Raw genomic sequence first — 25,605 nt, 5'->3', positions numbered from 1 at the left:
CAGCTACAGATAACCATATTCGTTAGAAAGAGGGTAGTAAAATTGACGAAACAAATCGCGGAACCAACTTTAACGAAAGCTCCATTCAAAGCAGACCATGTGGGGAGTTTCCTACGACCAGAACGCCTAAAACAAGCCCGTCTCCAAAATGAAAACGGTGAAATCACTGCCGAAAAATTACGTACAATCGAAAACGAGGAAATCACAAAGCTCGTGCAAAAACAAAAAGATGCTGGACTAAAATCAGTAACAGATGGTGAATTCCGCCGTAAATGGTGGCACTTCGATTTTCTAGCCGGTTTTGAAGGAGTCGACTTATACCAAACGGAAGAAGGAGTCGAATTTAAAGGCGTCCGACGCAAAGCAGATGGCATTAAAGTAACAGATAAAATTCGGTGCAGTGATCATTACATGATTGAACACTTCACGTTCCTAAAAAGTGTCGCAGGCGATACGCTAGCAAAATTCACGATTCCTAGTCCAAATATGTTACTACACAGAGCAACATTTGAAGATGGCGTCTATGCAACTGATGATGAGTTATTCAATGACTTGGTGACCGCCTATCAAAATGTAATTCAGGCACTTTATGATGAAGGATGCCGCTACCTGCAACTTGATGATACATCGTGGGCCTCTTTCTTATCAGAAGACGGTAGAGATACATTGAAAGCAGAAGGGCAAAACCCCGATACCCTTGCACAACTATCTGCAAGGATAATCAATGAAGCCATCTCGAAAAGACCAGCCGACTTGCTCGTGACGATGCATATTTGCCGCGGTAATTTCAAATCCACCTACTTTTCCAGCGGTGGCTACGAAGAAGTATCTGAAATAATTTTCGGCGGATTGGATGTTGACGGGCTTTTCCTTGAATTTGATGACGAACGCTCCGGCAATTTTGAACCATTGCGCCGTGTAAACCGACCCGACCTCTATATTGTATTAGGTCTGATCACGTCTAAATTCGGCGAACTGGAAGACCCTGAAAAAGTTAAGGCAAGAATAGCGGAAGCTGCAAAGTATGTACCTTTGAAGCAACTCTGTTTGAGCCCGCAATGCGGTTTTGCTTCGACAGAAGAAGGTAATCTACTGACAGAAGAACAACAGTGGGAAAAAGTACGCCATACAGTAGATACCGCACAAGATGTGTGGGAGCAAGTAAGACGGTAAAGACACTGTCCCGATGAAGTCCGGAATGCCCCCTTTAATTGGAGAATTCAGAGTACATTTCTCATCCGTTTATAGATATGGAGATCTGTGGGATTGGTATTTGCGAATAACAAATAGGCCTGCCGTCAGTTATTGAACTAATGGCAGGCCTTTCTATACCGAAATTTATACGGATTCGATTAATTATAAAAACTTTCTGGGATTGCACCTATATTTCTTCGGTGGTAGAGCAGCGGTTCTTTACCTTCATTCTGAATATCTAACACTTCACCTATTAGTATTGTATGATCTCCAGCCTCAATTTGTTGTACCGTTTTACATTGCAAAACCGCAAGTGTATTTGACAGTACTGGAAGCTGTAAATCCGACTCTTTCCAGTCACATTGACTAAATCGATCGGCAACCCGACTGGAAAATAACGTGCATAAGTCGCTTTGATCTTCGGCCAAAATATTTACCGAAAATTTTTCCGTACTTAGAAAGTCGCTATAGGTAGATACTCTTTTATCAATTGACCATAAAATGAGTAAAGGTTCCAAAGATACGGATGCAAATGAATTGACTGTCAGCCCCATCGGTTTTTTATCTGCATCATATGCTGTAACGACAGTGACCCCCGTCGGATAATTCCCCATTGCTTCTTTAAAACTCGCCACTTGTTCCGTCTTACTTCCCATATTAGCAACTCCCATTTTCTTATTTCACTAAAAGCATATCAAACCTATTAGAATATTTCATACTTTGTGATTCTGTACTTAATTGAAGAGTTTATATTTACTCAAAGCTTCCTTCTCTATAATCTTTATAGGCCTGCACAATCTCTTCTTCTGAATTCATCACAAACGGACCTCGCGCTACCACTTTTTCTCCGACAGGTTTACCTGCATATAACATAATATGCAATTTTTCTAGTGCGTGAATCTTCACTTCAGTCTGTTCAATGTCCATTCCACGTTCTAGCCACAGAACCTGCCCTTTCTTTCCCTCCGTGCTCTCCTTGCCAAACATCCCTGTTCCTTCTAGTATATAAAGGAACCCGTTGTAGTTGCCGGGAAGATTTTGTGTGACAGTGGTTCCTGGTTCAACAATCAATTCAACCATTGTCACGGGCACATGATTTTTTGTGTCAGCAGTTATATCCTCGGAAGAACCGGAAAAGACACGAATTGTTGCCCCCTCTTCATAGCGTACCGGCATATCTTGTGCACGCATGTTTTGGTAACGCGGTTCTGTCATTTTTTTATCGCTCGGGAGATTGAGCCATAATTGAAGGGAATGTACCATTTCTCCAACTGCAGGATCTTCTGTATGAATGATTCCTTTACCCGCAGTCATCCATTGCACGTCTCCGGGGTACAATTCCCCGCCGCCCGTTTTATTATCAAAATGCTCCAGTTTTCCACCAATGACATACGTTACTGTTTCAATACCACGATGCGGGTGCATGCCGAATGTTCCGCGTTCGAAAAAGTCCTCTGCCATCAACAGAAACGGATCGACCTCTTCCCAGTTTCCTGGTTCAATAACTAATCCAACTTTATGAGTTGGCGAATTTTCCTGATAAACAACAGTCTTAACACTTCTTATTCCCCTTGAGAAGATTTGTTTCTGATTCATATTACATTCCTCCTTCTGTTTTTAAACAGCTAAAATTTTCACGAATAGTAATAGATCCCTATATATGTTATTATGGAACAAACTAGATGGAAAGAGAAGTACGCACTTAAAAGTGCTATAGTATATAAAATGATACTAATGGAGGTTATACTATGGAGATAACACCCGAACTATGTAAAGTTGATGAAGCTTTGGGTATCTTAGTAGGTAAATGGAAACCGATTATTTTACTGCACTTATTTACTGAAGGGACACAAAGATTTAGTGAATTGAAAAGATTGATGCCTGATATTACTCAAAAAATGTTGACCAAGCAATTAAGAGAATTAGAAGATGAGGATATTATTAACAGAGTTATCTATCCACAGGTTCCACCGAAAGTTGAGTATTCTATTTCCGAGTATGGAAATAGCTTGCAGCCTGTGCTAGCAATTATGCACGAATGGGGCACCAGCCATGCCACACATATTCAAAAGAAAAGAAATAACCAGAACATCAGTGACGTACTTTAATAGATGATTTAAAAACAGACACTCTCCAAGAGAGTGTCTGTTTTTAACTTGATTCAGCAGAGGTCCACCACTTCTATAGGTGGTGGGCTAAATGCTGAAATCCTTATAAATCAGTAAGGATGCTAACTTCCAACGGATGATTAGTTGATTCCTTAAGCTTTAACTGTAACAGCCGTTTTATTATAAAACTCAATAAAGTTATAAACAACTGAATCCAAGAAGTCGATTGTAGCTTTATCTGTTAGTTCGCCAGCTTCGTTCATTTTTTCATGCACGGAACCGACGTAAACTTCATTGCCAGGCAATAATACAGGCGCTAATGCCGGGTTTGATAGAATTTCTCTTAAGTGAATTTGAGCACGAATACTGCCGAATACTCCCATAGACGATCCCACGATGAATCCAGGTTTGTTTTGAAGCGTGAAATCGCCTCCACGTGATAACCAGTCAATTGCATTTTTCATTGCGCCTGGAATCGAGAAGTTATATTCAGGGACTGCAAATAATACAGCATCTGAATCTTTAACATTATTTTTAAAATCCACTACGTTTGCAGATGGATTGCTTTCTGTATCAATTGAAAACATTTCAAGATCATTGATGAAAACCGGTGTAATGTCTAATTGATCTGCATAACGATTTCTCATATGTTCAACTAGTTTCAAGTTGAATGAAGTTGAACTTGTACTGCCGATAATTGCCTTTACTTTAATTGCCATAATGTAAAACTCCTCTATATAAATGATTTATAAAGCTAATTCCTATCTTAAGTATACACAAATAAAATGAAATAAGTAGTACGCACTTTGTAGTGCCATAGTATACTAAAAGATACCGTGGAGTACTATCCTTCACGACCGACCGTAAACTACACTCGACCGCTCATATCTCCTCAGCAAACGATCGTAAACTACACTCCACCGCTCATATTTACTCGCCAACCGATCACAAACTACGATCGACCGCTCATATCTCCTCGTCAAACGATCGTAAACTACGATCGACCGCTCATATCTCCTCGTCAAACGATCGTAAACTACGATCGACCGCTCATATCTACTCGCCAAACAATCATAAACTACACTCGACCGCTCATATCTCCTCAGCAACCGATCGTAAACTACACTCGACCGCTCATATCTCCTCAGCAAACGATCATAAACTACACTCGACCGCTCATATCTCCTCAGCAACCGACCGTAAACTACACTCGACCGCTCATATCTCCCTCGCCAACCAATCACAAAAGGCATCCCCTCCGTCATTAACTAACGCACGGGGAGACGCCTCTCTTATTCAAGAACTTATTTTAAAAAATTAATTCTTTTGTGCAACCAATTGACTTTCCCTAACTTCTTTCGCCGCTGCTACCATTACTTTCAAACCTTCAATCGTCTCTTCTTCTTTTCTTGTTTTCAAACCGCAATCCGGATTAATCCAAAATTGGTTCGGATTAATGGTTTTAAGGGCACGATTAATATTTTGTTTCATTTCTTCCTTGCTTGGAACGCGCGGGCTATGGATATCATAAACACCTAAGCCAATTTCTTTATCATACGTATTGTTCTCAAATGCCGCGATGATTTCGCCATGACTTCTTGATGTTTCAATCGAAATAACATCCGCATCCAGCGCACTAATGGATTGGATAATGCCGCTAAACTCCGAATAACACATATGTGTATGGATTTGCGTGTCATTTTCAACTGAAGCAGTTGCTAGTTTGAACGCATAGACAGCAGCATCCAAATAGCTATCTTTTTTCTCGGGATCAAGGGGCAAACCTTCTCGAAGTGCGGGTTCATCTACCTGAATCATACGAATGCCGTTCTTTTCAAGCTCTTCAATTTCTTGACGAAGTGCAAATGCAATTTGGTTCAATACATCAAAACGAGGAATATCGTCGCGTACAAAGGACCAATTCAAAATTGTCACAGGACCCGTCAGCATCCCTTTTAGCGGTTTAGTCGTTAACGATTGCGCATAGACACTTTCCTTCACAGTAATCGGCTCACTAAATGCAACATCCCCTAAAATGAGTGGCGGCTTGACACAACGTGAACCATACGACTGAACCCAGCCGAACTGCGACACTGCAAAACCTTCAAACTTTTCACCAAAGTATTCGACCATATCCGTTCTTTCAAATTCTCCATGAACTAAAACATCAATGCCGATAGCCTCTTGAATTTCAATCCATTTGTCAATCTGATCTTTAATAAATTGCTCATAGGCCTGATTTGTAATTTCCCCTTTGCGCCATTTGGATCTCGTCTGCCTTACCTCTGGTGTCTGCGGTAAACTCCCAATTGTTGTTGTCGGCAGAAGAGGCAACTTAAAGCGTTGTTGTTGCTCGATAATCCGTTCTGCAAATGGTAATGAGCGATTCACGTCTTGTTCAGTTAACTTTTCGATCGTTTCTTTCACTTCAACGTTTTGCCGGTATTTCGAGTTATTTAGGCGAGTAAGTGCATCTCTGCTTTCTTCAAGCTCTGTCGCAATAGTTTCTGTTCCTTCGTGGACGCCCTTACTAAGGATAACAATTTCAGCAAGCTTTTCATCGGCAAACGAAAGGCCTCCCTTTATAATTGAATCCAATTTTTCTTCCGGTTGTGTACTAACCGGCACGTGGAGCAATGAAGCCGACGGTTGAACAATAAGACGTTCCTTTTCAACAAAAGCCTGAATTTCTTCTAACACTGTTAATTTACTATCCAGATCCGCTCGCCACACATTCCGACCGTCAATGACACCCGCTGCGAGTACTTTGTCTTTAGGGAAACCGTATTTCTGCAGCAATTCAAGTGAATCACCGTGAACAAAATCCAGACCCAATCCTTGTACAGGCAACGCAGCAACTGCTTCATAATTAGCAACTTTTTCAAAATAAGTTTGCAGGATAATTTTTAATGTTGGCACTGCCTCATGGATCTCTGCATATGCCTGATGCACATGTTCAAAATCCTCTTTCGACAACTTGCTTGTAAGAATTGGCTCATCAATCTGAACCCACTCTGCGCCGGCCTCTTCAAGCTCTTTCAACACCTCTATATACAAGGGCGTAAACTGTTTTAATAAAGCCGGGAAATTCTCTTCACCGAAAGACTTTGCCAGTTTAATATATGTAACTGGACCTAAAAGTACAGGCTTACCTTCAATGCCCAACTTTTCTTTTGCTTCTTTATAAAATGCCAATGGACGGTTCTCTACTAGTTTCGGTTTTACACCTTCTAATTCTGGAACAATATAATGATAATTTGTATTGAACCATTTGGTCATTTCAGAAGCAACCCCGTCCTTAGTTCCGCGGGCAATTGCAAAATACGTGTCCAGAGGCACCTTGCCGCCTGCATATGCAAAGCGTTTTGGCACGACACCAAACATAATCGAGGTGTCCAGCACATGATCATATAACGAGAAATCTCCAACCGGAATAAGATCAATACCGAATTCTTTTTGCTTTCGAAGGCTATCTAAACGTAGTTCTTGCGTTATTTTTAAAAGTTCTTCTTCTGAAATTGCTCCATTCCAGAAGCTTTCCAATGCCCTTTTCCATTCACGTTTTCCACCAATTCTTGGGTACCCGTTATTTGAACTTTGTACTTTTACCATCGTATGTTATCCCCTTTATTTTTTATTTTTTATTTTCCATATTTTAATAGACGATACTTTCGGTTTGAATCACCTCCCTTGCAACAACGGCGTCCACTCTGCTGTGTATATACTCCGTTAAATTCACAGTCATGTCGTAACGCATAAAGGGTGTTATTAAATAGATGCCATGAAAATGCTCAAGTGCCACATCGATCAATTCCCTAGAAACTTCTAACCCTTCTCTCGTAGACTGTTCACGATTCCCGTTAGATAATGCCATTCTTGCTCGTACTTGTTCTGTCAACTTAATGCCTGGTACCTCGTTGTGCAGAAATTCGGCGTTTTGCGACGAGGTCAACGGCATAATTCCGATGTATGTCGGTGTCTCAATATGTTTTGTTGCCTCGTAAACTTCTATAATTCTTTCCTTGCTATAGATTGGCTGGGTAATAAAATAATCGGCTCCAGCTTCTATTTTTTTCTCTAATCTCTCAACGGCGCGATCTAAATGGCGAACATTCGGATTAAAGGCCGCTGCCACAGTAAATGACGTTTTCTGTTGCAATGACTTTCCTGACTTTGAAATGCCTCCGTTAAATTGCTTGATAAGTTGAATCAATTCAAAGGATGTCACATCGAAAACAGATGTTGCACCGGGAAAATCGCCTATTTTTGTAGGATCTCCCGTAATTGCCAATAACTCAGTGATACCTAATGTGTGTAATCCCATGAGGTGTGACTGCAAGCCAATCAGATTCCGATCCCGGCATGTCACATGAACAAGGGGTGTGGCCCCAATCTTTTGTTTAACAAGCGATGCCATTGAAGCATTGCAAATTCTTGGGGTCGCCAAGGAATTATCAGCCAATGTGATAGCGTCTACACCTGCATCCTTTAACGCCTGGGCCCCTTCGAAGAATTTAGTCGTATTTAAATGTTTGGGCGCATCAAGTTCAACAATTATCGAATGTCTTTTTTTCACTGTTTCAAGCAATGTTGGTGTTTGCATTCCATTCGTCTTAGACTCCGTAGCCTCTATTTTTGCTTCCTTCTTTTTAACAAGCTTTTCTATAATCGGCTTTCGATTTGGAAGTCCTTTCACTAATGCTTGAATATGTTCTGGCGTTGTCCCGCAACATCCGCCAATTAAACTGACCCCCTCCTTCCTAAAATTCAATGCAAATTTCTCGAAATAGTCAGGTTCATTTTCGTAAAATAATTTACCGTCCTTATATCCTGGATAACTGGCATTCGGATACACCGATAACAGGGCACGCTTCATCACTGGGACAGTTTCTAAAGATTTCAACATATGGTGTGGACCAAGTCGGCAGTTGATGCCGACTATATCAGCGCCTAGATCTTCTAATTGTTGCAATGCGTCCGCAAGCTCCAAGCCATTTTGTAGTACGCCGGCTTCATGCATCGAAACGTTTGTAATGATTGGAAGATCTGTCTCCTCACGTGCTATTTTGAGTACAGTTGTTAATTCATCAAAATCGTAATAGGTTTCTAAAAGTAGTCCATCTACCCCTTCAAGTAGCAGGCAATACAATTGTTCTCTGAAACTGCGCTTGATTTCATCCTTTGTTCCGATAGATGTTCGGGAACCATGAATCCCCCCGATAGTTCCAAGGATGAATGTATTCTCGCCGGCAGCTTTTTTTGCAATTTGGACAGCTGCTTTATTTATTTTTTTTACGCTGTCCTCTAAACCGTGACGTGCTAACTTTATATAATTGGCACCATAGGTGTTTGTTTGTATAATGTCAGCACCCGCCTCAATATATGCCTGATGGATGTGAAGCACCTGATCGGGATGCGTCAAGTTCAGTTCTTCAAAACACAGATCCACCCCATGTGAGTAAAGAAGGGTTCCCATTGCCCCATCACCAATTAAAATGCGTTCTTTCATGGTATCCAGTAATTTCGACAACTATATTTTCTCCTTTCTTTTTCCCACTGCCACAAATATTGTTTTGAAAATCCGTTTTAAAACACCTTCATTTTGAAATTATGTTACTTATTGGAAGAATTTATAAAAACAAAAAAGAGTCTCTTCCTGTATTTAATAAAGGAAGTAGACTCTAAATTTGAATAAGTCTTCTCCTCATCTACCAAGCCGCATTTCCGGCTTGCTGGAATTAGCACCGTGCCAAAATGGCGGTTGCTGAGGTGTCATCGGGCCAGTCCCTATACCTCTCTAGATAAGAAAAACTATTAAGTTGGATTTGTTTACTTATGTTATTACAGACTTTACCTCATTGTTGGAAAATTAGCAACACCTTTTTAAAAAAACATTATATATATTGAAAAAATGAATACAGCATATGCGCTTTACAAGGGTTTTTGGGAGGCCACTGAAAAAGACCCCAATACTTGTAGTGAAATGGAATTCCCACCAATACGGCTTCGACGCCTTGTGGATGGCCTCTATGTGAGAAAGCGCATTTCGTTTTCGGGGATAAGACCTACAACCTGGAGTGCCATAAATCGATCGAATGTGATCAACGAATGTCCCAATACATGAGGAATGGATTAGATATCCTGCTAATATCGCTTCGGCGCTTTGTAGATGCCTCCCGCGATAAGCCGGAAAGGAGAGCACTTGGGAGGGATTGAACTGCATCCCTCCTCAGTCTTATCGCTCCGGCTACCACGAAGTCGCGCCTTCGCTGGATGGTCGATGTGAGAGAGCGCATTTCATTAGCTGTGATGAAATCTGCAATCTGGAGTGTGTCTTTCTTGACTCTAATTCTATATGTTGAACTATTGAATCCGGTGTATAAACTGAGCGAAGGCGCCTTAACAGGGGTAGCCGAAGCCATAAGACTGGCGGCGAAGCTGCTTGGCTTATGGCGGGAGGCATCCCCTAGCGCCGTAGCGGTTCAGTGGAATTCTTTATTTCAATTTATATAGTATCAACTACTACTCACATTATAATCTCGGCATATACATCTCAAAATCACATTTCTCTCGATGATGAACACCCTAGCGCAGGCGCGGCAAAGGGGTCGCCGAAGCCGTAAGACTGGATGCAAAGCGCTAATCCAGGCTTACGGCGAAAGGCACCCCCAAAGCGCCAAGCGATTTACAATCCACACCCCGAACTACAACTCTCTCATTATTGACCGCCATAGCAGATTCAATGGGATTCTTTAATTCAACATATATATTTCATAGTTTCAATTTTTTTCTTCCCGAAATGGCATCTCTGAAATCTTCTTGAATAGTCGTCTAAATAAATAATAATGCCCCTATTGATCACTGCAAATTCTATAACCTTGCATATAATAAATTATAAGAACAATAACGAATCACCGGTTTACCCAGTTGTTGTTCCCGTTGAAGTGAAAGGAGGTCATTGACTTGAAAACTTCCTTAGGCATCTGGATTGGTTGGCTGGCAATTATTTTAGCCGTAGCAGGATTCTTTTATGCCCCTTATTGGTTAGGTGGCGCCGCACTCGTTCTCGGATTAATCTGTTTAGCTTATCCACAAAAAGTATTGGCATGGATTTCAATCATGCTTGGGGTCATTGTGATTTTACTAACAATGTTCCAGTAACCGGCTGAAAAGTCGATATTTCAGGGCATGTACGGTTCCACAACCGCACATGTCTTTTTGTTATGAAGAAATAGGTTTGTATAGAAAACGGACTCCTCAACTGGCACTTTTAAGCTTTTTTTGTTACCCGCCAAATAACCCCTGTCTCAGGAATGGCATTTTTTCCAGCAAAGAGCCCAAAGTCAGCGACATAAAGGACACCACTAACGTCAAAAACGGCATCAATGGGCCGTTCGAAGCCGCCCCCATGCGTTTCTGAAGCTGGGAGACCCGATCGATTCAATGCAAACACATGTACCTGCCCCGTTTGCATATCGATGCGGGAAATACGGTGCCCTACACGGGGTAATTGTTTTCCTCCAGTTGTAACAGGAGCATTTGCTCCGAACTCGGCAATATAAGCATCCCCGACTGGACCAAAGGCAGGGCTTTCATTAAAACTGAATCCCATCACTGCGGAGTGTGCCGGAAAAGTGGCTACTGGTCGGGGAGGTTGCATAGGATGTTCAGCTAAGAGAAATGTTGGCTGTGGTTTTCCCTCTGGTTTAAATTGTGGCGAGGTCACGGGTAATCCCCCGGTGAAATCCGGAAAACCATACCAGAAACCAGGCCGTATCCACTGAAATTCATCCGGTGAGTTGGCGATTGGGCGGCTCCCTCGAACGTCAATCCCATGATTGGCTGCAAATAAACGGTTATAACGATCAAATCGTATTCTGAAAGGGTTGCGTAATCCCCATGAGACTAACTCCAGCTCAGAGCCGTCTGCATTGGCGCGCAATATACTTCCATTTGCACGTGTAATTCCATCCACTGCTTTTCCTGGATAGGCTGCAATCCCAAAAGGTACATACGCACCAGTTGTAGTCAATCGATCTGGAAAGCTATCTAAAAAACTGGACGTTTTAAAGCCCTGTCCCTTCAAGGTAATTCTTCCACCTGGATATTCGTGGAAAAATGGATATTCCTTAACCCAACTATTGTCTAGCCCTACAACCCCACTATTGGTTGCAGTTCCCTGACCAAAATACATTTTCCCATCAGGTCCGAACACCACCCGATTATTATGATGATCCCCGTTACTTGGCAAACCTTCAATGACGTCCTTTTTAGTCCCGTCCGGCAAAATCATCGTGACATAGCGTCGATGTGCAACGTAAATATTGCCCTGGTATTCAGTAATTCCCGTTAATGGAGGATTAAAGCCGTCAGCTATTACGGTAAACCCCTGTTGCGTCAGCTTTAACACTTTGCCATTGCCATCTGTTATCCCAGAATCAGCAACTAACATTTCCCCTTTACCGGTAAAGGTAATATTGATAGGTGTGGTTAAACCGGCAGCAAACACATCGATCGTGTAACCAGGCGGTAATTGGATATCTCTAGGATCAATCTTTCTTGAAGGAGTTTGTTCCATACCGTTCCGTTCAGTCATCTGCTACTATCCCCTCTCCACAGTTTCCTTATCAATCTATTCAACCATTGGGCTTTTGGGCACTCATTCGAGTCACAGCTGCTCTCATTTTCTTATACTATATATAGACAATGTGATATGAGATTTTCTACTGGTTGAAAAGGCTTAACTAAAAGGAGTGAGACCGTGTATTTTAATGAATCCATACCATCTCATCCAAAAGATATTCATCAATTCTTTGACAAGTGGCCAAGTACAAAAAAGATGTCGTTTACGGCTTTGATGACGGCACTTGCAGTAATTTTACAAGCGGCTGGCGGGTTGTTACCCGGAATTGGTTATTTCTTTAGCCCATTTGCCACTGCCCCGATTTTGCTGGCTGCATTGATTTCATTCCGTTCGGGTGTTTCGACTTATGTACTAACTAGTTGTTTATTATTATTAATTCAACCAAGTGAATTGATTATTTTCCCATTCACTACAGGTCTGCTCGGGTTAGGACTTGGCTGGACATTCTGCAAGTTAAATCGGCGGTTTGGGATTTTAATTGTAAATGGGTTATTATTACTGCTTGGTGCTTGTATACCCTTGTACGTTTTCGGCTTTCCGCTATTCGGCCCTGTCATCTCTCCGTGGTTTAACATACAGTCTATGATAGGTATTTTTGGATTTTCCTTAATTTACAGCTGGTTATGGTTAGAATTCGGTCTGTTTCTGCTTCGTAAGATTAACATGGTTTTAGATCTGAAATAAAGTAATGCCAAAAAGACCTTTTGAAAGTTCATTGAACTCACAAAAGGTCTTTTCAGAATTATAAAGTCATTTCCAATTTGTATGGAAAGAGCCTTCTCTATCAGTACGCTCATAAGTATGCGCACCAAAATAATCACGTTGTGCTTGTAATAGATTTGCGCTGGAATGACCTGTACGATAACTATCATAATACGTGAGGGAAGCACTTAAGGATGGAAACGACATACCTGACATCATGCTTTCCGCAACTACATTTCTTAAACCTAGTTGGTACTCTTTTGTTTTTTCTACAAAGTATGGCGCTACCAATAAATTAGCAATACTCGCTTGTGCATCATAAGCTTCACTAATTGTATTTAGGAATTCCGCTCGTATAATACAGCCGCCGCGGAAAATAAGCGCGATGTCTTTTAACGGCAAGTTCCAGCCGTTAAGTTCCGACGTCCTTTTATATTGAGTGAACCCTTGTGCATAAGCACAGATTTTCCCCATATATAAGGCTTGTCTTACATATTCAATCCATTTTTCTTGATCTAACTCTTCATCCCGAGCCTCTGGACCTGCCAATAGACTGGATGCATGCACCCGTTCCTCCTTCACATGGGAAAGGTAACGGGCAAATAACGATTCAGTAATAATTGACACCGGGATGCCATTATCGATTGCTTGTATGCTGGTCCATTTACCTGTTCCATTTTGGCCAGTTTTGTCGAGGATTACATCTACAAGCGGCAAACCTGTTTTATCATCTTGTTTTCTCAAAATGTCGGCAGTGATTTCAATTAGATAACTTTTTAGTTCTCCTTGATTCCACGTTTCAAAAATATCAGCAATTTCATTCAATGGTATATGGAGTTTCTCTCTCAAAAAAGTATAGGCCTCAGCGATAAGCTGCATATCTGCGTATTCAATACCGTTATGCACCATTTTCACAAAATGACCTGCACCTTTTGGACCGATATAAACGCAGCAAGGGATCCCTTCTACTTGAGCAGCAATTTTAGTAAGTATAGGTGCTACTTTTTCATACACTTCCTTATCTCCGCCAGGCATGAGGGAAGGCCCTTTTAATGCCCCTTCTTCACCGCCTGAAACACCAATGCCTAAATAATCGATTCCTTTAGCTTTTAATTCATCATATCTGCGTGCAGTATCTTGGTAATTTGAATTGCCGCCATCCATGATAATATCATCCGGCTCAAGATAAGGTACTAGTGAACGAATCACTGTATCTACAACTTCACCAGCCGTAACCATAAGAAATATCTTTCTCGGTGACTGCAGAGACTGTACAAAACCTTGCACATCATAATACGGATAAATTTGCTCGGGGTTGCTTCTTTCTAAAAGTTGATCAGTTAACTCTCTTGTATAATTATAGACAGCCACCTTTTCACCCTTACTTGCCATGTTTAACGCGATACTGCTGCCCATTACCCCAAGACCAATAATGCCAATTGTATTACTCATATACTTTCAGACCCCTTTCTATATCACTAAACTTAGTAATAAAATAAACACTAAACCAGCTACTGAAATAATCGATTCAAGCAAAGTCCATGTTGCAAATGTTTCTTTCAGCGTCAAACCAAAAAACTCTTTAAACATCCAGAAACCGGCGTCATTCACATGTGATGCAATTAAACTACCCGCCCCTGTCGCTAGTACGACCAAAGCTAAGTTTACATCAGACGTACCTAACATCGGTATAACCAACCCAGCTGTTGTTAAAGCCGCAACAGTCGCTGACCCTAGAGCAATCCTTAAGATAGCTGCGATAATCCATGCAAGCAAGATAGGTGATAAGGAGGTGTCACTGAATAAATCAGCTACATAACCCCCAACACCACCATCTATGAGTACTTGTTTAAATGCCCCGCCGCCGCCAATAATTAAAAGCAGCATGCCGATGTTTGCAATTGCGATAGAACATGAATTCATCACTGCTTTCATTGGGATATTTCTAGCTAATCCCATGGTAAAGACTGCGAGTAATAAAGATAACAACATGGCTGTTGAAGCGTTTCCAATAAAACGTACGATTTCAAAAGCCCGGTTATCTGTAATATCCATCGTCTTCTGTACCATCGAAATAACCGTGGCAATAGACATTAAAATAACAGGAAACATTGCTGTAAATACACTGATTCCAAAACCAGGTGTTTCTTCTATTTTAAACGTTTTTTGCTCACCTAAAGATGCAATATCCCCTGTTCTATTGAACGAATCAGGAACAAGTTTTTTAGCAAGCTTGGTAAATAAAGGACCGGCAATAATGACGGTCGGAATGGCTATAATGAAACCATAAAGTAAAACTTCACCGATATTTGCCCCATATTCTCCTGCTATTACTGTCGGCCCCGGATGCGGCGGTAAGAAACCATGCGTCACGGAAAGGGCGGCGGCCATAGGGATTCCCAAATACAAAATAGAAACCCTTAATTGTTTTGATATTGTAAATACGATTGGAATTAATAACACTAATCCTACTTCAAAGAATAAAGCGATACCGATAATGAATGAAGCAACCACAACAGCCCATTGGATATTCTTTTCTCCAAATTTGTCGATGAGGGTCATCGCAATGCGTTGTGCCCCTCCGGCATCTGCAATTAGTCTTCCCAACATTGCACCAAGACCAAATATCAGCGCTAAATGACCTAGTGTTCCGCCCAGTCCAGCTTCAATTGAGGAGACAATGCTATCCAGCGGCATCCCTAAGGCTAAAGCAACACCGAAAGAGACAATGATTAAAGAAACAAAAGTGTTTAATTTAAAGCCCATGATTAAAACAAGTAACGCAATAATCCCTATCGCTACTATAAATAACGGCATAACAATCTCCTCCTATATATTTCGAATAAATGTATACAGCATAGGCGCCTTATAAGGTTTAGCCGCAGCAGATTCAATGGATTCATTATTTCAACATATATATTTAAAATTATTTTTTTATTAAGCTTCTTTGATAACTTGCGATGCTTGTGTATTCATTTTCCAATACTCTGGATAAATTAATGAATATCGGTAATAGTTTTCTGTATTCTTGTACATCGGATTCTATAGGTGTGTGCTTATGGGTGCTGCCAATCATTTCAGATACAACGTCAAATGAATCAACTTTTCCGGCAGCATAGAGCCCTAAAATACAGGCACCCAGACAGGAACTCTCATAACTTTCCGGGACAATTACTTCCAGATCGAATATGTCGGCCATCATTTGACGCCAAACGTCTGACCGTGCAAATCCGCCCGTTGCTTGAATTCGGATAACTGGTTCATCCATGACTTCCATCAATGCTAAAAATACTGTGTATAGATTGTAAATCACGCCTTCAAGAGCCGCTCGAATCATATGCTCTTTCTTATGCGTCATTGTTAAACCAAAAAATGAGCCGCGTACATCAGGATTCCATAAGGGTGCACGTTCTCCTGCCAGGTATGGATGGAAGAGTAATCCATCCGATCCGGGTCTTACACGTTCAGCAATCTTCGTTAACACTTCATATGGATCAATGCCAAGCCTCTTCGCTGTTTCTACTTCTGCTGAGGCAAATTCATCGCGAATCCAGCGAAGTACCATTCCGCCATTGTTTACAGGACCGCCAATAACCCAGTGTTTCTCGGTTAGTGCATAACAAAATATCCGTCCCTTTTCGTCTGTTTGAGGTCGGTCTATGATTGTTCGAATCGCGCCACTCGTCCCAATCGTTACTGCAACTTCTCCCTTGCCTATCGCATTCACGCCTATATTGGAAAGAACCCCATCACTTGCACCAATGACAAAGGAAGTTTGCGGAGTGACACCAAGCTTGTTCGCTATTCCCAGGTTACAATTAGTGAAAATCTCGGTTGTCGGTACAAGTTCCGAAAGCTGATCGGGGGTCACCCCGGCAATTTCCAATGCCTCTTCATCCCACTTCAGTTGTTTAAGATTCATCATGCCCATTGCTGAAGCGATAGAATGATCCACGACATACCGGTCAAAGAATTTTTTGAAAATGTATTCTTTAATGCCTATATACTTTTTGGCTTTTATCGCTATTTCAGGACGGTCATGCACGATCCAAGCAATTTTGCTTAAAGGGGACATGGGGTGAATAGGTGTTCCAGTTCGTTTATACACTTCATGACCATTTAACTCTTCTTTTATTTTACGGGTCCAAGCTTCACTTCTATTGTCTGCCCAGGTGATACACTGCGTCAGCGGCTGATCATTTTCATCCATCGCGATAATGCTATGCATCGCACTGCTAAATGATATGAACAGTAACTTTTCCGGAGAAATTTGTGAACTTCTCATTATAGTTGAAATGGCTTGTAAAACCGCTCGATATATTTCTTCTGGATCCTGTTCTGCTGTTGAGATGTCTGGTGTATAAAGGGGATACCCAATATTCTCTTGCTGTATGATTTCACCTTTTTCGGTAAATAAAACAGCTTTAGTACTCGTTGTACCTATATCTACACCTAACATATAGTTCGTCATACTTTTCGCTCCTTTCTTTTAGCGAGCATTTGTTGCGACATCCAAAGGTCTGTCACTTTACCTTGCACATCATCGAAGTTTTGATGCAAAGCTTGAATCATGATATCTCGATCTTTTGTATTTATGGCTTTAATATAAATTTCATGGTTACTCAAGATACGTGTGAAATCATCGTATTTTTCCACCAAACGCATTCGCATCGATAAAAGGATTAAACTTTCCATAACAGGTTTCGTGTTATTCCAAATCAGCATGATGTATGAATGGTCAATTGAACGAATAATCGTTTCATGAAACAAAACGTCTTGATAGGAGAATTCATCTGCATCCTTGTATTTAATGGCGACTTCCATCATTTCGAGTATCTTACTTAGTTCTCTTACTAATTCCGTTGTGTCTATTTTAACGATTCGTTCATAAACAAAGGTTTCTATCAGTAAACGTACATCATAGATCTCCTTGATATCCTTCTCGGTTAAACCAACTACAACCGCACCCATTCTTTCTAATCGTATAATATTTTCTGATGCCAATATTTTTAATGCCTCGCGAATAGGAGAACGACTCACTTCAAATTCCAAAGCTAATTTATTTTCCGATAAAACAGTGCCCTTTTCTATTACGCCGGAAATAATCCGCATCCTAAGTTCGCATGCTAAACGTCCTCCTGTGGAAGCGCTTGCAATCCATTTTTCAGGATATAGGAAATCCTTGGATTTACTCATACCATCACTTCCCTATCTACATATAGATATACTTGTATACAAGTATGATAGTGCAAAAATGGCGAAATGTAAACGCTTATATGATGGATTAAAAGAAAGATATTGAAACGGTTCTTAATGGGTGATGCATTTCCAATGGAATGACAAATCCTGTATGATAGAGGGCCTCCAGAAGTAATAAATCTACTCGAACAGTATCAACAATAAAGGGAAAGTATAACTGAACAAATGGATGTCCGTTTGCCCTTTTTGTAACTCAACATCGAGCATACTAAAAAGCTCACCCAATTGAAAAGGTGAGCTTTTATGAGTTTATTTTTCCAACATATCACAGTCTCAACGTTGTCAATATTTCTTTGAAACCCTGTCATCTACATGGGACATTTTTATGGCTTCAATTTCTCCAGTAATCTGATCTAATTCATGTTCCAACATATTAAGTAAAATCAATTTAGCATCCAATTTTTCCTCGTAGTCCAACGATTTAGCCAATAACTCTTTTATTTGACGGTCTAATTGCAGAAGTGTTTCAGCATCAATTGCAGATAGACTTGTCAAATCGTAGGAGTTAATATCTGTAGAAATGCTATTCTTTCTGTTACCGCTTTTATTTGCTGCAATTTTTTTATTCTGTTTTTGTAAATCTGATACTTCACTTTGTAGTCTTCTTATTATACTGCTTTTTTCTTCGATTTCTTTTAGTAAATGCTGTTGCACTTTTTCAGATTCGATTCGCTTTTGGTTAGTTATGTCTAATTTTTCTATTCGGGATTGCACTTCTGTATTGGATTCTTGAATGAGATGTACCAACTTATTTTCGAGCTGCTCTATAGTCGTTTTATACTCTGCAATCTTATTATAAAGAGAAGAAATTTGCCTATCATTATATAGACTGGTATCAAGTCCGTCTTTTAAATCATTAATGACATCGGTCAACTGTTTATTCGTCGTCCATAAACCAGTTTTTGTTTTCCTCAATGTATCAATAGAAGTAATATACTTTTCGCTTTGGATCTCATGTAAATGAATATGTTTTTTATAGTCATTAGTCCGCTTTTCAAATTCTTTATGTAACGTTTGTAACTCCTCAGATAGCATGTTTTTTTCATTTACTAACTGTAGATTTTCCTGCTCTAGCTTTTCTGCTAATGAATAGTGGTAGCTGTCATGATATTTTTTAACTTCCTGTTTATACTTTGCTAATTCTGCCTTTAAAAAGATAATCATTTGTTGGAGTTGCAGAGGATCCTTATTTTTGATGTATTCACTATTCATAGCTGAACCTCCTTTCACAGGTGTTTCGGTGGCAAGGGTTGCATCAGAAGCCCTTAAAACTTTTCTCTTAGCAAAGCAATCATTTCTTCAAAGTCATTTTTGTTATCCGCCATGACTTGTTCAAGCTTCTTTAAAGTCTTTTCTTGAGAATCCTCACTCACTTCTCCAAAGGACCGGCGCTCTCCGTTCATCAACAGATAGATAATTAACATATTCAATGTACTATTCTCTAGAAATACAAAACTATTATTATTTTCATGCCTATCCTCTTTACGTTCGTTAAGCTGGTCTTTCATAAATTGGCGGATTACATGCTTTATTAGTAAATCTTGTTCATTTCCATCGAATTCACTCATTTTCATCCCCCTGTATACGGACAGTTCCATTAAGATTGATAGGATTAATCGCAGCAATCCCATCTTTCACTTGATCACTGAATGTAAATCCAGTGATACTCCCTGCATAAGTTTCTTTAGGCGACCATTTAATCTGAAAATTCGAAAATGAAATGATTTCATTAGGTTCTATCGATGGTTTGCCTAAAGGCTTAAGCCAGAATTCCTCTTTATTCGTTTTTTCATTTGTTCGTTCCCATCCACCCGCACCTTTTAATGACTGCTTAAAGTGTTCATAAACATATTTACCGGAGAAAGAGAAAGGACTATCTTTAGGGATTTTTATACATAAGTAAGGATTTATAATTGGCTGATTCCCTATGTTATGTAAATGATATGATCCTAGACATAGGCTCTCCTGCTCCGGGTCGTGTGAAATGTTCAGTGAGTATGTAAAATAACTTATTATATTCACTCTGGCAGGTTCATGCAGCTCATCTATCAATTTCTTAATTTCATGCAGGTATGATTTTGTTTGATGTTGAAGCTCCGCAACCTTCTCTTCTACATGATTTCTACTGTGTTTCACCATTTTCTACCCCATTTCAAAAAAAATAAAGAGAGGAATCTCCTCTCTTTAAGATATGTTTGGTACTTAATCATTATCACCATTACCCGATATTAGTGGCAGCAATTGCCACCGTCTGGGAAAACAACAGAGCATTGCTGTGGACGCATTGGCGGAGGGCAAGCTGTTGGTAGATCATCTCTTGGTTCACAGTAGTCAGCTAAAAACTCAACAGTTACCGGGAATGTTGACTGGATACTTTGACAAGTTGCGACTGAAATATTTAGACCAGTGAATGTGATTGTTAGTGCAGTTGTATCTATTGTGAACGTTCCTGGAGAACACACGAAACAGTCTAAATCCGTGTAAGTAATTGCAACGTCTGTTCCTTCAGGCGCGCACAAGGTTACCTGTTCACAACGGCTAACAGGAATAATCGCGCTCGTCAACACCAGTCCGCTCGCTAGCGTAACGAGAATTGTTACATCGAAATTCTTTTGAATATTGAGCTGTTGAAGCATTACATTTTTACCATCGATGCAGAATGGACGATTATCACGATTAGTGATTACGATTGGATTCATCGCAGCAGGTGTCACATCACAGGATACAGTAGCACCTACTAAAGTTGTCGTGGGTAATATTCCTGGAAAAGAAATTGCTCCTGTTGGAAAAATATCAAATGAGTTTTCTTTGACAATCCAGTCGTACACCTTGTCGACATTTATACAAATTAATTCTTGACCCTCACACAACTTTTTTTCTTGCATGTTTGCAGACACCTCCAAGTTTTTTATCTTTCGTTCGTAGCATATGACGTGAAAAAGTTCGTGTATGGGCAAAGAAATGACTTATCGAGAATTTCATCAAATTGCACCTCTAATTGATAGAGAATGAAGAATTTCATGCATATGTATTTTTGTAAGAACGTTGTTTCCCCCTAAGAATCCCGCATTTTGTCACGGATTGAAACCATCATTAATAGAATAGTAATGGACTGTAAAGGAGTGAAAATAGATGGAAAATTCTAAGTTATACTCCACTCATGACATCGAAAAACTAAAAAAGAAAATCGCAGCATACAGAGATACCTTAACCACATTGAAAAATGGAAATTCAATTGATGACTATCTTTTCATGAAGGGCGAATTTAATGGTTTTAAAACGAAAATATCAGATTTAGAAGGGGAACTTGAACTAATGAATGAAAAGCAAAGTACACATCTAGAGGAGCAAGAATTGCAAGTTGAAAAATTTTCGATCCAGATCAACTCTCTGCATCAAACTGTAGAGGAATTGAATCAAGATATTTCAGTACTTATGGATAAGTTGAGGAAGAATGATAGTGATAATAGTGATCTTATAGAAGAAACAAATCTCCAAGTCGGCTTACAAGAAGTTTTAAACTTCGATAATAACAATGTTGCGAGCGACATAAATCTTATAAAGGAAGAGTCTTCCCAAACCAATGACCAGACCCCGATTTCTACTATTCAAACGGATACCCTTCCCCCATCTTACAAACAACTGAAAAAGTTTGTAAATGAAGCGAAAAGTATCGAAGAATTACCTTTTAGCCAAACACCTTCGGATAGAGGCGATATCCAGAAAAAGCCCCTCGAAGAGCAGCCGCGCTTCAGTAAACGAAACTTCCCGTCAAACAGCATTATTCCTGATCAACCATATGATGGCCAATACAGAAAACTAAGCATGAAAACAACAATTCATTTAAATAATGTTTCAAAAAAACATATACTTCCTACAAATCCAAACAAAAACACCACTGGGTTTTTCCAGCCAACTATTAGCGAACCTGAAAATATAGAAACCGCAACAGAAACCGTAGAGGAATACTTCGGCACTACTTCTTATGTTGCCCCTATTGAAAAGAAAGAAGAGCTAATCGAAATTCCAAAAAGGTCGAAACAACAAGAATCCAAAAGCAAAGAATCTATATCATTTTTCAAGTTCTTTCGAAAAGAAAATTAAACTAGAAAACCGAGCAATCAACAATTAGTCTAACTCCAACCACTACAGCCGCTTTGACTTATTAGCAGGGCGGTTTTTAATTACGGTCAGTAATTAGTTGAGGGTTCGCGACCATTAATGCTGAATAAATTAAAAACGTTTAAAACAAATAGTTGATAGCCCGTCCGCCCTGCTATTCTTCTGAATAGGATAGCAGAGAAAGGAGGTGTTAAAATGTATTATAATAATTCTCGTAACCGCGGATGTGGTGGTTGTGGTGGATCTGGCGGATGCAGTCAAGCAAGCTGTTTTTGTCAACCATCTAACGGCTCAAACGTTTGTAGAGCCCTTGGACCATTCACAGCTGTTGACTCCGCTTGTATAATTCCGCCAGCTAACACTGGTTCTGTCATCCCGTTCGCTTCCGGTATTGTGCCAGTCACTTTAACTACTATTTTAGGTGGATTGGTTAGTACGCCGGCTTTCGTTGGATTTGGTACTAACATTCTCAGCCCAACCGTTCTTGGTGCTACAATAGACTTGTCAGGTCTGTTCAACGAAGCATTTTCGGTTCCACGAGCAGGTACGTTAACAGCTATTTCTGCATCTTTCACTCTTACGGCTGCAGTGACACTTCTCGGAACTACAACAATTACAGCTCAAATCTTCCGTGCACCAGCAGGAAGTAATACTTTCAGTCCTACAGGTGTATCTGTAGATCTAGCCCCGCCTATAACAGGTCTTCTAGCCGTAGGCACTACAGTTTATGGAACGTCGTCCAACTTCCTACCAGTGCCAGTAGCAGCGGGTGATCGCTTGTTAATGGTATTCTCGTCAACTACATCAGGATTGGATATCGCCGGAGTGGTTATAGGTACTGCTAGCGCAGGTTTAACTATCTCGTAAACATTTGCTATCGATAAAACAAAGTTCACTTAAAAGTGTTCTAAACGATTTTTTAAGCCCCTTGCTTAAAATGTAAGGGGCTTTTTGTTTTTATTTGTTTTGGTATCTATGCAATTTTTGCTTTCACTGCTATTCGTAGTGCATGGTCATTCAGCAAAAGCTTATTACCGCAAAACAAACTCCCCCCTGATCATATGATCAAGGGGGAGTTTGGGCGCATTACGTTCCTATTTTAAAAACTGGTTGTCTAACCTTTAATAACCTAGACCCCTGCCTTTTTCAGTCATTTCATGTGCTAGTTTAATAATTGAAACTGCTAACTCGGCATACGTCGCTTCTCGTTCAGGGTTAAAGTGATTTTGGTCAGTCTTTAATAATCCCATTGAGGTTGCCAAGGCCACATAGCCGGTGTATTCCGGTTGTACCTTATTTGCATCAACAATATCAAGTTTATAGATACTGCTTTGCTTAGCCGCTTGCTCAAGACCTAGAGCACGTATATACCAAGCTGCCAATTCTTCTCTTTTAACGGGTGCATCCATATCAAAGCTCTGGCTGTCCCGTTTAATAATGCCCAGTTCAACGGCGCGTTCGACCGATTGATAGAGCGGGTGTTTGGAATCTATATTATCAAAAGTTTGATTCGTATTTTCGTTTCCTCCATAATATCTGCCGGAATAAATATAAGTAAGTGAATTCATAATGATTTTTATTGCTTCCCCTTTTGATACAGAGGCATCACCATTAAAGTTTTTAGTATCTTTAATGTCTAATATTTTGGCATTAATAAGATAATTAAGTTCCTCTTCTGCCCATGGATGTGAAATGACGGTTGAATTTCCACCACCATACAAGCTATCCCATTCTCCCGTCTTAGCATTTAAAAAACTAAGGTCTGCATCATTAAAAACAGGTAGATAGACTAAATCATAGTGATGATCATCTTTGTTATTCCCTTGTTTCATATAATTAAGTTTTAAGCTTAGTGCTTCTTTCAAGTTAGCAATTGCGTCTTCTTCAGAAATAACTTCATCAATTGATGGCCATTCTTCCATCTCTTGATAGCTGACATTAAGGCTGTTTAAAGAACCATCGCTGGCAATACTCACACCAATTTGATCACCCATCACTGTAATCCCATTTACAATTCTCGGGAAAGAAAAGTAATAATTACCTTGTCTCTCGTCAAAGTGTGCTTCCTCTATAGGCATAGCATAGTGATGTAAATTAGATGGAGCCCATTCCTTAATATATTTCACCGCTTGAGCGAGAGCTTCCTCCCGGGACAAAGCTTTCTCTTTTTCAGGTTTGTCTTCAGTTCGTTCTAGCATGTCACTTTTTAGATCACTGTATTGAATAATCTCACCCGTATTTTTATCTAACTCCAAATTCGTTCCATGTCCACCATTCGCATATTCATACATATACTGAATGCTAATAACTGCCTGTCCATTTTGGTTTTCTATTTCGTCTATAGATTGAATATTCAACTTAACCTTCTCTGATTTAATGGCTAGTAATTGTTCAGCAATTTCCTTTGCTTCTTCTAAAGTAATGCCATTCTGTTTTGCCGGGAGTGAATCAGCTGTAACTTTTTCTATTTTTGTTTTCTCTGGGAACTCTACTGTGTACCCGTCTGCAGTCAACCACTTACCTGAAAGTGCGTTAACCCCCCGTAACTTTGTTGTTGGCTGGTAAACAAGCTGAACGCGGCGTTCACCCGTTCGATAGTCTGTATCAATATGATATTGCAAATCTATAGAGAGATTTTCTTTTACTTTCTTTAAAACCTCGTTTTTATCCATTACTTGTTTTACATCATCAAAGGTGGAATTTTCCAACTTAACAGAGCTTCTGTAAAAACTAACAACTTCACCATTGCCAAGAACAGATACTCCAATTGTTTGATCGGAAATGGATACTTGATTTTCCGTACGGGCAAAAGAGAATGAGTATTGTATTGGTTCAGTTAATATTTGATTTGGAAAATAGTTAAAGATATCCGTTTCTAATTGAAATTCCTCTCCACCAAGAGTATTCTTGATAAAATCGACGGCTATTTTCTTAGCATCCTCTTTTGAGACCTTGGCGGGAAATAAAGCTTCTGCTTCATTCGAAGGTTGATAATGAAAATTCTCAATTTCTAAATTCTCCCCAACAAATCCAACACTCCCACTTACTTGCTTACCATCAATTGTCTTAAAAAAGGATAAGCCATAACGTAATGTATCGTCTTCAGGGTAAAAGTAACTATTATCCACTCTAAAATCACTATTCGATAAAAAGTCGAACTGGTTAGGAAACAAAGCACGAAACTTCTTAATTAAATCATTTTTCGAAAAAACTGTTTCTGTTGCAGCAACTTGAATTTGTACTTTGTCAGGTTGTCCAATCATTGTAGTTGAAGCGTTGGCAGCAGACGAGTACATCCCAAATGATAGAGCAGTAGAGCTTACTATTACCCCAATTTTTTTAAAGTTCACCAAAATATTCCTCCTAAATTAGTAGTCTATAAATTGTACATTAGATTCAGCGAATTGTGAACAAGAGTTTTTAAAAATACTCTTTATGTAGTTACCCATTCCGCCTTATCTCTTAAATAATTGAAATTCACTCTCCGCCTTCCCTATTGGTAATTGTAGACAATTCTATTGATGTTATGATAGTGATAAAGGAAACATACCAATTTCGGTTATCACAGTTCACCAT

The 25,605-nt window shown here is 39.9% G+C and carries 22 protein-coding genes and 1 riboswitch; of the genes, 6 read left to right on the top strand and 16 right to left on the bottom strand.

The genetic code is table 11. The features are described from left to right. Nucleotides 1-42: 42 nt before the first annotated feature. On the top strand, nt 43-1,173 hold the full coding sequence (locus MKZ11_RS07245) for a 5-methyltetrahydropteroyltriglutamate--homocysteine S-methyltransferase (protein WP_340793382.1): 1,131 nt from the start codon (nt 43-45) through the stop codon (nt 1,171-1,173). A 179-nt stretch (nt 1,174-1,352) separates the two neighbouring features. Here MKZ11_RS07245 and MKZ11_RS07240 read toward each other — a convergent pair whose 3' ends face one another. Together MKZ11_RS07240 and MKZ11_RS07235 are read right to left on the bottom strand one after the other, a co-directional pair. After that, nucleotides 1,353-1,850: a flavin reductase family protein gene (locus MKZ11_RS07240; protein WP_340793381.1), complete on the bottom strand. Its 498-nt coding sequence runs from the start codon at nt 1,848-1,850 to the stop codon at nt 1,353-1,355. 97 nt (nt 1,851-1,947) lie between these two features. Beyond that, nucleotides 1,948-2,790, bottom strand: coding sequence for a pirin family protein (locus MKZ11_RS07235; protein WP_340793380.1), 843 nt, complete (start codon nt 2,788-2,790; stop codon nt 1,948-1,950). A gap of 152 nt (nt 2,791-2,942) precedes the next feature. On the opposite strand from MKZ11_RS07235, the gene MKZ11_RS07230 reads away from it, so the two are divergent. Further along, nucleotides 2,943-3,302, top strand: a complete 360-nt coding sequence (locus MKZ11_RS07230) for a winged helix-turn-helix transcriptional regulator (RefSeq protein ID WP_340793379.1) — start codon at nt 2,943-2,945, stop codon at nt 3,300-3,302. A 152-nt stretch (nt 3,303-3,454) separates the two neighbouring features. On the opposite strand, the gene MKZ11_RS07225 is transcribed toward MKZ11_RS07230, so the two are convergent. The 4 genes from MKZ11_RS07225 to MKZ11_RS07210 form a co-directional block, all read right to left on the bottom strand. Beyond that, nucleotides 3,455-4,021 carry an NADPH-dependent FMN reductase gene (locus MKZ11_RS07225; RefSeq protein ID WP_340793377.1) on the bottom strand — a complete coding sequence of 189 codons (567 nt, stop codon included), beginning with the start codon at nt 4,019-4,021 and terminating at the stop codon, nt 3,455-3,457. Between the two features lie 132 nt (nt 4,022-4,153). Beyond that, nucleotides 4,154-4,546, bottom strand: coding sequence for a hypothetical protein (locus MKZ11_RS07220; RefSeq protein WP_340793375.1), 393 nt, complete (start codon nt 4,544-4,546; stop codon nt 4,154-4,156). 73 nt (nt 4,547-4,619) lie between these two features. Then, nucleotides 4,620-6,914 (bottom strand): 5-methyltetrahydropteroyltriglutamate--homocysteine S-methyltransferase, encoded by a 2,295-nt coding sequence (metE, locus tag MKZ11_RS07215; protein WP_340793373.1) that lies wholly within the window; start codon nt 6,912-6,914, stop codon nt 4,620-4,622. 43 nt (nt 6,915-6,957) lie between these two features. Beyond that, the gene (locus tag MKZ11_RS07210) at nt 6,958-8,832 is read right to left on the bottom strand and encodes a bifunctional homocysteine S-methyltransferase/methylenetetrahydrofolate reductase (protein ID WP_340793371.1); all 1,875 of its coding nucleotides are present in this window, start codon (nt 8,830-8,832) and stop codon (nt 6,958-6,960) included. A gap of 171 nt (nt 8,833-9,003) precedes the next feature. Continuing rightward, a riboswitch (SAM riboswitch) is annotated at nt 9,004-9,110 on the bottom strand. Nucleotides 9,111-10,265: 1,155 nt separating this feature from the next. Between MKZ11_RS07210 and MKZ11_RS07205 the strand changes: the two genes are divergently transcribed. Then, the gene (locus MKZ11_RS07205) at nt 10,266-10,463 is read left to right on the top strand and encodes a hypothetical protein (protein WP_340793369.1); all 198 of its coding nucleotides are present in this window, start codon (nt 10,266-10,268) and stop codon (nt 10,461-10,463) included. 109 nt (nt 10,464-10,572) lie between these two features. Here the strand turns inward: MKZ11_RS07205 and MKZ11_RS07200 are convergent, their stop codons facing one another. Continuing rightward, the gene (locus MKZ11_RS07200) at nt 10,573-11,898 is read right to left on the bottom strand and encodes a PQQ-dependent sugar dehydrogenase (protein WP_340793366.1); all 1,326 of its coding nucleotides are present in this window, start codon (nt 11,896-11,898) and stop codon (nt 10,573-10,575) included. A 165-nt stretch (nt 11,899-12,063) separates the two neighbouring features. On the opposite strand from MKZ11_RS07200, the gene MKZ11_RS07195 reads away from it, so the two are divergent. Beyond that, complete coding sequence (locus MKZ11_RS07195) at nt 12,064-12,630, top strand: hypothetical protein (protein ID WP_340793363.1); 567 nt, start codon at nt 12,064-12,066, stop codon at nt 12,628-12,630. 66 nt (nt 12,631-12,696) lie between these two features. On the opposite strand, the gene gnd is transcribed toward MKZ11_RS07195, so the two are convergent. The 8 genes from gnd to MKZ11_RS07155 all read right to left on the bottom strand — a co-directional run bounded on the left by gnd (nt 12,697) and on the right by MKZ11_RS07155 (nt 20,792). Next, the gene (gnd, locus tag MKZ11_RS07190; protein ID WP_340793362.1) at nt 12,697-14,100 is read right to left on the bottom strand and encodes a decarboxylating NADP(+)-dependent phosphogluconate dehydrogenase; all 1,404 of its coding nucleotides are present in this window, start codon (nt 14,098-14,100) and stop codon (nt 12,697-12,699) included. Nucleotides 14,101-14,118: 18 nt separating this feature from the next. Further along, on the bottom strand, nt 14,119-15,465 hold the full coding sequence (locus tag MKZ11_RS07185) for a GntP family permease (protein ID WP_340793360.1): 1,347 nt from the start codon (nt 15,463-15,465) through the stop codon (nt 14,119-14,121). 109 nt (nt 15,466-15,574) lie between these two features. Then, nucleotides 15,575-17,119, bottom strand: a complete 1,545-nt coding sequence (gene gntK, locus MKZ11_RS07180) for a gluconokinase (RefSeq protein ID WP_340793358.1) — start codon at nt 17,117-17,119, stop codon at nt 15,575-15,577. Continuing rightward, nucleotides 17,116-17,844, bottom strand: coding sequence for a GntR family transcriptional regulator (locus MKZ11_RS07175; RefSeq protein ID WP_340793356.1), 729 nt, complete (start codon nt 17,842-17,844; stop codon nt 17,116-17,118). The genes gntK and MKZ11_RS07175 overlap by 4 nt, the downstream gene beginning before the upstream one ends. Nucleotides 17,845-18,189: 345 nt before the next feature. Continuing rightward, on the bottom strand, nt 18,190-19,119 hold the full coding sequence (locus MKZ11_RS07170; protein WP_340793354.1) for a hypothetical protein: 930 nt from the start codon (nt 19,117-19,119) through the stop codon (nt 18,190-18,192). 53 nt (nt 19,120-19,172) lie between these two features. Then, on the bottom strand, nt 19,173-19,475 hold the full coding sequence (locus MKZ11_RS07165) for a hypothetical protein (RefSeq protein ID WP_340793352.1): 303 nt from the start codon (nt 19,473-19,475) through the stop codon (nt 19,173-19,175). After that, entirely contained in the window at nt 19,468-20,046 is a 579-nt protein-coding gene (locus tag MKZ11_RS07160) for a hypothetical protein (RefSeq protein ID WP_340793350.1), read from the bottom strand. Before MKZ11_RS07160 ends, MKZ11_RS07165 begins: the two co-directional genes overlap by 8 nt. Nucleotides 20,047-20,135: 89 nt before the next feature. Further along, the gene (locus MKZ11_RS07155) at nt 20,136-20,792 is read right to left on the bottom strand and encodes a hypothetical protein (protein WP_340793348.1); all 657 of its coding nucleotides are present in this window, start codon (nt 20,790-20,792) and stop codon (nt 20,136-20,138) included. Between the two features lie 430 nt (nt 20,793-21,222). On the opposite strand from MKZ11_RS07155, the gene MKZ11_RS07150 reads away from it, so the two are divergent. Together MKZ11_RS07150 and MKZ11_RS07145 are read left to right on the top strand one after the other, a co-directional pair. Further along, entirely contained in the window at nt 21,223-22,011 is a 789-nt protein-coding gene (locus tag MKZ11_RS07150; RefSeq protein WP_340793346.1) for a hypothetical protein, read from the top strand. 213 nt (nt 22,012-22,224) lie between these two features. After that, a complete protein-coding gene (locus tag MKZ11_RS07145) occupies nt 22,225-22,896 on the top strand; it encodes an exosporium glycoprotein BclB-related protein (RefSeq protein ID WP_340793344.1) in 672 nt (223 codons plus the stop codon). Between the two features lie 254 nt (nt 22,897-23,150). Here MKZ11_RS07145 and MKZ11_RS07140 read toward each other — a convergent pair whose 3' ends face one another. Continuing rightward, nucleotides 23,151-25,379 (bottom strand): YcdB/YcdC domain-containing protein, encoded by a 2,229-nt coding sequence (locus MKZ11_RS07140; protein WP_340793343.1) that lies wholly within the window; start codon nt 25,377-25,379, stop codon nt 23,151-23,153. Nucleotides 25,380-25,605: the final 226 nt, after the last annotated feature.

This window comes from Sporosarcina sp. FSL K6-1508, from assembly GCF_038007465.1.
Taxonomy (GTDB): domain Bacteria; phylum Bacillota; class Bacilli; order Bacillales_A; family Planococcaceae; genus Sporosarcina; species Sporosarcina psychrophila_B.
This window is presented reverse-complemented; position numbering and strand designations above follow the sequence as displayed.

Bases quoted from the DNA above. Each gene is read 5' to 3' on its own strand.
- MKZ11_RS07240 (WP_340793381.1), bottom strand. From the start codon at position 1,850: ATGGGAAGTAAGACGGAACAAGTGGCGAGTTTTAAAGAAGCAATGGGG.
- MKZ11_RS07235 (WP_340793380.1), bottom strand. From the start codon at position 2,790: ATGAATCAGAAACAAATCTTCTCAAGGGGAATAAGAAGTGTTAAGACT.
- MKZ11_RS07230 (WP_340793379.1), top strand. From the start codon at position 2,943: ATGGAGATAACACCCGAACTATGTAAAGTTGATGAAGCTTTGGGTATC.
- MKZ11_RS07225 (WP_340793377.1), bottom strand. From the start codon at position 4,021: ATGGCAATTAAAGTAAAGGCAATTATCGGCAGTACAAGTTCAACTTCA.
- metE (WP_340793373.1), bottom strand. From the start codon at position 6,914: ATGGTAAAAGTACAAAGTTCAAATAACGGGTACCCAAGAATTGGTGGA.
- MKZ11_RS07200 (WP_340793366.1), bottom strand. From the start codon at position 11,898: ATGACTGAACGGAACGGTATGGAACAAACTCCTTCAAGAAAGATTGAT.
- gnd (WP_340793362.1), bottom strand. From the start codon at position 14,100: ATGAGTAATACAATTGGCATTATTGGTCTTGGGGTAATGGGCAGCAGT.
- MKZ11_RS07185 (WP_340793360.1), bottom strand. From the start codon at position 15,465: ATGCCGTTATTTATAGTAGCGATAGGGATTATTGCGTTACTTGTTTTA.
- gntK (WP_340793358.1), bottom strand. From the start codon at position 17,119: ATGACGAACTATATGTTAGGTGTAGATATAGGTACAACGAGTACTAAA.
- MKZ11_RS07175 (WP_340793356.1), bottom strand. From the start codon at position 17,844: ATGAGTAAATCCAAGGATTTCCTATATCCTGAAAAATGGATTGCAAGC.
- MKZ11_RS07170 (WP_340793354.1), bottom strand. From the start codon at position 19,119: ATGAATAGTGAATACATCAAAAATAAGGATCCTCTGCAACTCCAACAA.
- MKZ11_RS07165 (WP_340793352.1), bottom strand. From the start codon at position 19,475: ATGAGTGAATTCGATGGAAATGAACAAGATTTACTAATAAAGCATGTA.
- MKZ11_RS07160 (WP_340793350.1), bottom strand. From the start codon at position 20,046: ATGGTGAAACACAGTAGAAATCATGTAGAAGAGAAGGTTGCGGAGCTT.
- MKZ11_RS07155 (WP_340793348.1), bottom strand. From the start codon at position 20,792: ATGCAAGAAAAAAAGTTGTGTGAGGGTCAAGAATTAATTTGTATAAAT.
- MKZ11_RS07150 (WP_340793346.1), top strand. From the start codon at position 21,223: ATGAATGAAAAGCAAAGTACACATCTAGAGGAGCAAGAATTGCAAGTT.
- MKZ11_RS07145 (WP_340793344.1), top strand. From the start codon at position 22,225: ATGTATTATAATAATTCTCGTAACCGCGGATGTGGTGGTTGTGGTGGA.